We start from the raw sequence: 8,755 nt of genomic DNA, 5'->3' as shown, positions 1-8,755 counted from the left end.
CCTGCGCGACCAGCGCCTCGAATGCGGCGTCGCCGCCGGCGTGCCGAGGCTCCGGGCGATCTCGGCGTAGCTCGCGGTCGTCCCCGCCGCGATCCCCTGCCACCGGGTGGTGCGGACGGACGGAGCCCTGTCCGGCTACCGTTGGGGCATCGAGCGCAAGCGGGCACTGCTGAAGCGCGAGGGGGTGGTACGGTGAGCGGATAAGCCTCGCAATCGCGTTCGAGCTCTTCCCTCCCCCTTTCGAGGGAAGGGGTGGCCCGCGAAGCAAGTCGGGAGAGGGAGCGCCGGATTCGGAGAAGCCGCTCCCCCTCTTCCGGCGATCCAGAACCAAGCCCTCTCTACCGACCGAACCGCTCGAACTTCGGGAAGCTGCGGGTCATCAGCGTGCCCGCATCGGTGCGGTGGCCCATCCACTTCTCCAGCACGCCGGCGTTGGCGAGGCGCGGCTGGGGGGAGCCGTCGCGCCAGGGCAGGCCCTCGGCCAGGGCGAAGACGCAGGCGTCGACGAGGGTCGATTGCCGGCAGCGCTGGAGGCGCACGCCCTTGCCGCGCACGAGCTCGGTCAGCTCGGTGATCGGGAAGACCAGCAGCAGCTTGTCGGAACTCGTCACCGCGACGTGGTCGCCCTCAGCCGGCACCAGCAGCACCGCCTTGGCGTCCCCGTCGAGGCCCAGGATGCCCTTGCCCTTGCGGGTGTTGGCAACCAGCCCGTCGGACGGCGCGAGGAAGCCGCGCCCGTCAGAGCCGGCGATCAGCAGGCGGGTCTCGGGGCGATAGGGCAGCGCCGCGACGATCTCGGTGCCGTCGTCGAGGTCGACCATCAGCCGGATCGGATCGCCGAAGCCGCGGCCGCCCGGCAGCTTCGAGGCGTCGAGCGTGAACACCTTGCCGTTCGAGGCCAGCACCAGGATCTTGGCGGTGGTCTCGCTCGGGAAGGCGATCTTGATCTGGTCGTCGCCCTTGAAGGCGACGCCCGACAGGTCGGCGACGTGGCCCTTCAGCGCGCGGATCCAGCCCTTCTCCGAGACGATGACGGTGATCGGCTCGCGCTCGACCATCGCGGCCGTGAAGTCGATGCCCGCAGTGTCGGGCGGGTTCTGCAGCGTCGTGCGGCGGGCGCCGAGCTTGGTGTCGGGCCCGAACGCCTTCTTCACCTGGCGGACCTGCTGGGTGATCGCCTTCCACTGCGCGGCATCCGAGCCGAGCAGCGCCTCGAGCCCGTCCTTCTCGCGCGTCAGGGTCTCCAGCTCGCGCTTCAGCTCCATCTCCTCGAGCTTGCGCAGGGAGCGCAGCCGCGTGTCGAGGATCGCGTTGGCCTGGACCTCGGTCAGCCCGAAATGCGCCATCAGCGCCGGCTTTGGCTCGTCCTCCTCGCGGATGATGCGGATCACCGCGTCGAGGTCGAGGTAGACGATGAGCAGGCCGTTCAAGATCTCGAGCCGGCGCTCGATCTGCCCGAGCCGGTTGCGCGAGCGCCGCTGCAGCACGACGCGGCGATGGTCGAGCCATTCGCGCAAAGCCTCGGCGAGCCCGATGACGCGGGGCACGAGGCCGCCGACCAGCACGTTCATGTTGAGCGGGATCCGGGCTTCCAGCTCGGTCAGCCGGAACAGCGATTCCATCAGGATCACCGGGTCGACGCTGCGCGAGCGCGGCTCCAGCACGACGCGCACGTCCTCGGCCGATTCGTCGCGCACGTCGGCGAGCAGCGGCAGCTTCCTCTCCTGCAGCAGCTCGGCGAGCTTCTCGATCAGCCGCGCCTTCGGGATGCCGTAGGGGATCTCGGTGACCACGATGTTCCAGGTGCCGCGGCCGAGGTCCTCCTTGGTCCAGCGGGCGCGCACGCGAAAGGCGCCGCGGCCGGTGCGGTAGGCTTCGGCGATCGATTCGGCCGAGTCGATCAGGATGCCGCCGGTGGGGAAGTCCGGCCCCTGCACGAAGCTGACGAGCTGCGCCGAGGTCGCCTGCGGGTTGGCGATCAGGTAGAGCGCCGCGTCGCAGAGCTCGGCCGCGTTGTGCGGCGGGATCGAGGTCGCCATGCCGACCGCGATGCCCTGGCTGCCGTTGGCGAGGAGGTTCGGAAACGCCGCCGGCAGGACGGAGGGCTCGTCCTTCTCGCCGTTGTAGGACGGGCGGAAATCGACCGTGTCCTCGTCGAACCCGTCGAGGATCAGCCGCGCGACCTCGGTGAGCCGCGCCTCGGTGTAGCGGTAGGCGGCCGGGCCGTCGCCATCGATGTTGCCGAAGTTGCCCTGGCCGTCGACCAGCGGATAGCGCTGCGCGAAGTCCTGGCTCAGCCGAACCAGCGCGTCGTAGATCGCCTGATCGCCGTGCGGGTGGAAGTCGCCCATCACGTCGCCGACGATCTTGGCGCACTTCTTGTGCGCGGTGTTCGGATCGAGCCGAAGCAGCCGCATGCCGTAGAGGATGCGGCGGTGCACCGGCTTGAGCCCGTCGCGGGCATCGGGCAGCGCCCGGTGCATGATCGTGGAAAGCGCATAGGCGAGGTAGCGCTCTTCCAGCGCGGACTTCAGCTCGACGCTCTCGATGCCGTCCCCGGTCGGCGGCTCGAAGGGCTGGCCCATCACGGCTCCGTTCTCAGATGTTTCATGTGGAACGTAACACGAACATCACGGCGCGGCATCCAGGCCGGCCGCGACGAATCGTGAGCGTTCCTCGGGGACGGGCAGCGCCCGCGGACCCCAGATGTGCTGGGTGAGGAAGTAGCCGGTCAAGGTAAACCCATTCCGCACGTCGTCCGGGCCCTCCAACCGCCCGCCGTCGCGCAGGAAGGCCGGCAGCGCCAGCAGGCGGTCGCGGTAGGGCTCCCCGGCCGAGGCGCTGACGGCGCGCCCGCTCTTCGGCGAGACGTAGATCAGGGCGTCGTTCCCGCCTGTGGCGGCGCAGGCGCCGAGATCGAGGCCGAAGCCGAGCTCGGCCAGGATCGCCAGCTCGAACCGCACCATCAGCACCGGGGCGATCGTGCGGTCGTCCAGGTGGCCGATCAGGACCCGGGCCGCCTCGAACATCTCGGGATGCGGATCGCGCTCGGGCAGCAGGCGCAGGAGGGCGGCGAGGTGGCCGACGCCGTAGAGCGCCAGGCCGGAGCCGATCAGCCGCGACAGGGCCGATTCGAGCGGCTCGACCGCGAAGGCGCCGAGGCCGTCGTCGAGCCGCGCGCGCCAGGTCGCGCGGACCAGGTTCCCGGGCTGCAGCACCGGCTGCAACCGGCGCGAACGCCCGCCATGGACGAGGCCGAGATGACGCCCGTGCGCGCGGGTCATCGCCTCGAGGACGACGCCGGTCTCGCCCTGCCTGCGCACGCCGAGCACGAGCGCGTCATCCGTCCACTGCATCCGCCGTACATAGGCGTTCTTGGTGTGCGGCGTGAGGGTGCGTGTTTCCTAGGACTGAAAGCCGCGGTAGCTTCGGGCATTGGGAGAGGTTGCGGGGATTGGATGCTGGTGCGGAATTCGATCTCGGGACCCGCTGCGCGTCCCACTCGGCGGGCATTTCGACGGTCCGCGCCCATCCTCGCCATCACCGTGATCCTCACCGGTTGCATAGGGCGCGGCGAGGCGCCCTCCCCCGCCGCCCAGGCGTCGTCAAAACCCGTCCGCGAGCGCATCGCCGCCCTCGCCCTGCGGCAGGTCGCGTTCGGGTCGGTCTCGCTGCTGCCGGTGCGGTTCGAATCGAGCCGGATCGCCGGGCCGTTCGAGGATGGCGGGCGCACGCTCTACTGCGTCTCGAGCCACATGAAGGGTCGCACCTTCGGCAAGGGCGAGCGACCCAAGGTCGTGATCCGCGAGGACAAGGCGGCGAACGCGCTCACGGCGATCGACGACGACGAGGTCTGCCAGGGCCACCGCACAGAGCCGTTCCCGGAGCTGGAGACCGTGGGCAACGCGAAGGCCGGCACCATCGGGGGCTGATCCGGGTTGTTCCGGCTCCGTCCTTGCTCCCCCGGACCGATGCGAAACACGCCGCTCGCCCTCTCCCTCGACCTGATCGCCCGCGCCCACGCCGTTCCCGTCGCCGACGACGAGAGCGCGCTGCAGGTGATGACCGACGAGGAGCTGAAGCCCGGCCTCGACGCGATCATCGAGCAGCGCGGCGGCGCCGGCGACCTCTGGGTGTTCGCCTACGGCTCGCTGATGTGGCGGCCGGAATTCGCCTTCGCCGAGAGCCGGATCGGCACGGTGCGCGGCTTCCACCGGCGCTTCTGCCTGCTGCAACGGCGCTTTCGCGGCACGCCGGAGCGGCCCGGCTTCGTGCTCGCGCTGGACCGCGGCGGCTCGTGCCGGGGCGTCGCGTTCCGCTTGGCCGGAACCAACCTGCGCGAGACGCTGATGCCGGTCTGGCGCCGCGAGATGCGCGGGCGCGGCTACGTCGCGCGCTGGCTGCCGGTCGCGACGGAGGCCGGAACGGTCTCGGCGCTGACCTTTCTCGTGAACCGCGCGAGCGACCGCTATTCCGGTCGCCTGACGGAGGCCGAGATCGCTGACCGGATCGCGGTCGCGTCCGGGCATCTCGGGCCGAGCGCCGAGTACCTGTTTCGCACGGTCGAGGCCTGCGAGGCGCTCGGCATCCGCGACCGGCACCTCTGGAACCTGCAGGCCCTGGTCGCCGCCCGCCTGGATCTCGGCCATCCAATCTCGGGCGGCGCACCGGGATAGGCTCGCGGCGGCGAGAGCGGACGCCTCCATCGATGCGGCCTCAGACCCAGGCGCGCTTCAGCGCCGTCACGACGCGGCCGCCGCCATGCTCCGCATCCGGGTTGCGCAACTCGCGCAAGCCCGGCGCCCGGCCCGTCGTCAGGTAGACGACCACCGTCAGCGCCAGCACCACCTTCGTCCGCATCGACCCCGTCCCGCTTGATTAAGCAAGGCTGTGTAGGATCGGTCGGTTTTGAGGAGGTTGCGCCGGCGCACATCGACCGGACCGAATGCCTGTTTCCCCTTGGCATGGTAAAGAGGACGTTACGAGGTCCCTATCGAATCATCTTCGTGCAGTTGTATTGCGATCACGTTGCTACAATGGCAGGTATACTGTTTATAAATTTAAATCAGGATTTATATTCAGTCGCATGAGATGAAGGTCTTTCATGGAGTGATCCAGTCGATGCTTACGAGATCGATCCGGTCGGCCTTGGTCGTGTTGCTCACGTCCGTTGCAAGCGCTTCGGCGTGCGATGTCCCGATACCGACGCGCGGTTCTTTCGTTGAATGGCCGACCCGATTTCTCGTTGGCAAGGTGGAGGTACTTCAGGTCCGGACGATATCCATGATGGAACGGTATGCGCGAGTTCGTCTCATCGAACCGGTCAGAGGCGAACTCCCGCGCGAATTCGGCGTTCTTTATGATGTTACGAGTTGCGGTGGGTATTTCGCAAAAGGTAAAATCAAAATCGCTGGCTTCATCCTTCTTCCACCGGAGGAGCAGACGAAACACTATCGCTACATGACGAATTCGCTAGTCGGGAGCTGGACGCAAGCGATATTCATCGACCGCGGAGCTCATCTAATTGAATAAACCATTTCTTGTTTGCTCAAAGATGCAAAGTGATCGTCTCAAGGCTCTCCTTGCGAGGTCCTGATACGAATTTTCTGGGATCCAGATTCTATAGGTGCTCGCTACACTGGGCCGGTGGCGGGCTCAGGCTCCTCACGATCAGTTCACCTCCACCTGGATCACGCCCGGCACGGCGCGCAGCATCCCGGCGATCTGCGGGGTGGCTTGGTACTTGTCGCGCAGCTTGATCTCGACCTCGCGCTCGCCGCCGTCCAGCAGCAGGATCAACGAGACCTCGCCCTCGCCGCGCATGGCGAGGCGCTGCTGCACGGCGCCGATCGGGCCCTCGTCGCGCAGGTAGATCCGCATGCCCTTCTGGTAACGCGCCACCGCCGCGTCGAGCGGCTCGGCGGCGAGGATCCGGGCGCGCACGTCCTCGCCCTCGAGGTTGGCCTGGAGCTGGAGAACCAGCGGCTGGCCGGGTTCCAGGATCTCGCGGTAATGCCCGAGGCCTTCGGAGAAGATGATCGCCTCGAAATGCCCGGTCTGGTCCGAGAGCGTGACGATGCCGAGCTTGTTGCCGGTCTTGGTGCGGCGCTCGGAACGGTCGAGCACCGAGGCCGCGACCTTGCCGACGCTCGAGGTGCCGGCGCGAACCGAGCGGCAGAACTCGGCCCAGCTCTGCACCCGGAGCTTGCCCAGCAGATCCTGATACTCGTCGAGCGGGTGCCCCGAGACGAAGAAGCCGATCGCGTCGTACTCGCGCTTGAGCTTCTCGGCCATCGGCCAGCCCTCGTAGGCCGGGATGCGCAAGCTCACGTCGGTGGAGGTGACGCCGCCGAACATGTCGGCGATGCCGGCGCTCTCGGCTTCGGCCGCGCCCTGCGCCAGCTTCATCATCGGCTCGACCGCGGCGCAGGCCTTGGCGCGGTCCGGCTCGATGTCGTCCATCGCGCCGGCGGCGACCAGGCTCTCGAGCGTGCGCTTGTTGACGTGGCGCGGGTTGAGCCGGCGGGCGAGGCAGGCGAGATCCTTGAACGGGCGCTCGCCGCGCGCCTCGACGATCGACTTCACCGCCTCGCGACCGACGCCCTTGATCGCGGCGAGCGCGTAGCGGATGCGCCCGACGCCATTATCGTCGACATGGACCTCGAAGGTGACGCCGGAGGTGTTGATCGAGGGCGGTTCGACGACGATCTTGAGCCGCTGCGCGTCCTGCCGGAATTCGGCGAGCTTGTCGGTGTTGTCCATGTCGAGGTTCATCGCGGCGGCGAGGAACTCGACCGGATGGTTCGCCTTCAGGTAGGCGGTCTGGTAGGTCAGCAGGGCGTAGGCCGCCGCGTGGCTCTTGTTGAAGCCGTAATCAGCGAACTTGGCCAACAGGTCGAAGATCTCGTTGGCCTTCGGCTTGGTCAGCCCGCGCTCGACGCAGCCCTTCACGAAGCGGTCGCGCTGGGCGTCCATCTCGGCGCGGATCTTCTTGCCCATGGCGCGCCGGAGCATGTCGGCCTCGCCGAGCGAGTAGCCGGCCAGGAGCTTGGCGATCTCCATCACCTGCTCCTGGTAGACGATGATGCCGAAGGTCTCCTTCAGCGCCGGCTCCAGCTTGGGATGCGGGTACCACGCCGCCTCGTTGCCGGCGTCGCGACCGAGCTTGCGCTCGCAATAGACCGGGATGTTGGCCATCGGGCCCGGCCGGTAGAGGGCGACGAGCGCGATGATGTCCTCGAAGCGGTCGGCCTGCATCTCGCAGAGCGCCTTGCGCATGCCGGCCGATTCCACCTGGAACACTCCGACCGTCTCGCCCCGGCCCATCGGCTGGTAGGTCTCGGGCTGATCGAGCGGCAGCGCCGCGAGGTCGATCTCGATGCCGCGTTGCTTGAGCAGGTCCGTGCAGCACCTGAGCATCGTCAGCGTCTTGAGGCCGAGGAAGTCGAACTTCACCAGGCCCGCGGCCTCGACCCACTTCATGTTGAACTGGGTCACCCGCATCCCGGTCTTCGGGTCGCGGTAGAGCGGCACCAGCTGCTCCAGCGGCCGGTCGCCGATGACCACGCCGGCCGCGTGGGTCGAGGCGTGGCGGTGCAGGCCCTCGAGCTTCTTGGCGATCTCCATGAGGCGAGCCACGATCGGCTCCTCCTCGATCGCCTGCTGCAGCTTCGGCTCGCCCTCGATCGCCTGGACCAGGGTCACGGGATTGGCCGGGTTCTGCGGCACCAGCTTGGTCAGCTTGTCGACCTGCCCGTAGGGCATCTCGAGCACGCGGCCGACGTCGCGCAGCACCCCGCGCGCCTGCAGCGTGCCGAAGGTGATGATCTGCGCCACCTGCTCTTGGCCGTAGCGCTCCTGCACGTACTGGATCACGCGCTCGCGCCCCTCGACGCAGAAGTCGATGTCGAAGTCCGGCATCGAGACGCGCTCGGGGTTGAGGAAGCGCTCGAACAGCAGGCCGAAGCGCAGCGGGTCGAGGTCGGTGATCAGCAGCGCGTAGGCGACGAGCGAGCCCGCACCCGAGCCGCGGCCCGGGCCGACGGGGATGTCGTGGTCCTTGGCCCACTTGATGAAGTCGGAGACGATCAGGAAGTAGCCCGGGAACTTCATCCCGACGATCACGTCGAGCTCGAAGGCCAGGCGGTCGCGGTAGGCCTGCTCGGTAAAGCCCTCGCACGGCCCGTGCTGCCTCAGGCGCAGGGCGAGGCCGGCCTCGGCCTGGCGGCGCAGCTCGGTCGGCTCGTCGGCGGCGACCTCCACCGGCACCGAGGGCGCTGCCTCGGCGAGCGCGTCCTGCATCGGCGCGGTCCCGCCCGCCGCCACCCGCGAAAAGTTCGGCAGAATCGGCTTGCGGGTGCGGACGCGGACCGCGCAGCGCATCGCGATCTCGACCGTCGCCTGCAGGGCGTCCGGCAGGTCGGCGAACAGCTCGGCCATCTCGGCCCGGGTCTTGAAGCCGTGGCGCGCGGTGAGCTTGCGGCGGCGGTCGTCGGAGACGACGCGCCCGTCGGCGATCGCGAGCAGCGCGTCGTGGGCGTCGTAATCGCCCGCCTTGCCGAAGAACGGCTCGTTGGCGGCGGCGATCGACAGGCCGTCGCGGTCGGCCATGCGCAGCAGCTCGGCCTCGATCCGACCCTCGTCGTCGAGGCCGTGGCGCTGGAGCTCGACGTAGAGCCGGCTCTCGCCGAAGGTGGTGCGCAGGGCGGCGAGCCGCGCCTACTTCGACACCGGGCTCGGCGAGGCGCCCTGCGTG

General features: G+C 68.5%; 5 protein-coding genes and 2 pseudogenes. 3 read left to right on the top strand and 4 right to left on the bottom strand.

Features of this window, described 5'->3' with window-relative positions; genetic code table 11:
- Positions 1-70 precede the first annotated feature (70 nt).
- Positions 71-196 (top strand): annotated as a pseudogene (locus FV223_RS13350) (MGMT family protein); the annotation flags it as partial.
- A 142-nt stretch (positions 197-338) separates the two neighbouring features.
- Here the strand turns inward: FV223_RS13350 and parC are convergent.
- Entirely contained in the window at positions 339-2,585 is a 2,247-nt protein-coding gene (gene parC, locus FV223_RS13345) for a DNA topoisomerase IV subunit A (RefSeq protein WP_147727509.1), read from the bottom strand.
- A gap of 45 nt (positions 2,586-2,630) precedes the next feature.
- A complete protein-coding gene (gene recO / locus FV223_RS13340; RefSeq protein WP_147727508.1) occupies positions 2,631-3,356 on the bottom strand; it encodes a DNA repair protein RecO in 726 nt (241 codons plus the stop codon).
- 189 nt (positions 3,357-3,545) lie between these two features.
- Between recO and FV223_RS13335 the strand changes: the two genes are divergently transcribed.
- Both FV223_RS13335 and FV223_RS13330 read left to right on the top strand, forming a co-directional pair.
- Positions 3,546-3,932 (top strand): hypothetical protein, encoded by a 387-nt coding sequence (locus FV223_RS13335; RefSeq protein WP_243949633.1) that lies wholly within the window; start codon positions 3,546-3,548, stop codon positions 3,930-3,932.
- Positions 3,933-3,971: 39 nt separating this feature from the next.
- The gene (locus FV223_RS13330; protein WP_147727506.1) at positions 3,972-4,676 is read left to right on the top strand and encodes a gamma-glutamylcyclotransferase; all 705 of its coding nucleotides are present in this window, start codon (positions 3,972-3,974) and stop codon (positions 4,674-4,676) included.
- 40 nt (positions 4,677-4,716) lie between these two features.
- On the opposite strand, the gene FV223_RS30395 is transcribed toward FV223_RS13330, so the two are convergent.
- Together FV223_RS30395 and dnaE are read right to left on the bottom strand one after the other, a co-directional pair.
- Complete coding sequence (locus FV223_RS30395) at positions 4,717-4,860, bottom strand: hypothetical protein (protein WP_187274632.1); 144 nt, start codon at positions 4,858-4,860, stop codon at positions 4,717-4,719.
- Between the two features lie 810 nt (positions 4,861-5,670).
- A pseudogene (gene dnaE / locus FV223_RS13325) lies at positions 5,671-8,715 on the bottom strand (DNA polymerase III subunit alpha); the annotation flags it as partial.
- Positions 8,716-8,755: the final 40 nt, after the last annotated feature.

Source organism: Methylobacterium sp. WL116 (genome assembly GCF_008039455.1).
In the GTDB taxonomy this organism is placed as follows: domain Bacteria; phylum Pseudomonadota; class Alphaproteobacteria; order Rhizobiales; family Beijerinckiaceae; genus Methylobacterium.
Note: the sequence above shows the minus strand (reverse complement) of the source record. Positions and strands in the feature narration are given on the sequence as shown.

Bases quoted from the DNA above. Each gene is read 5' to 3' on its own strand.
- parC (WP_147727509.1), bottom strand. From the start codon at position 2,585: ATGGGCCAGCCCTTCGAGCCGCCGACCGGGGACGGCATCGAGAGCGTC.
- recO (WP_147727508.1), bottom strand. From the start codon at position 3,356: ATGCAGTGGACGGATGACGCGCTCGTGCTCGGCGTGCGCAGGCAGGGC.
- FV223_RS13330 (WP_147727506.1), top strand. From the start codon at position 3,972: ATGCGAAACACGCCGCTCGCCCTCTCCCTCGACCTGATCGCCCGCGCC.
- FV223_RS30395 (WP_187274632.1), bottom strand. From the start codon at position 4,860: ATGCGGACGAAGGTGGTGCTGGCGCTGACGGTGGTCGTCTACCTGACG.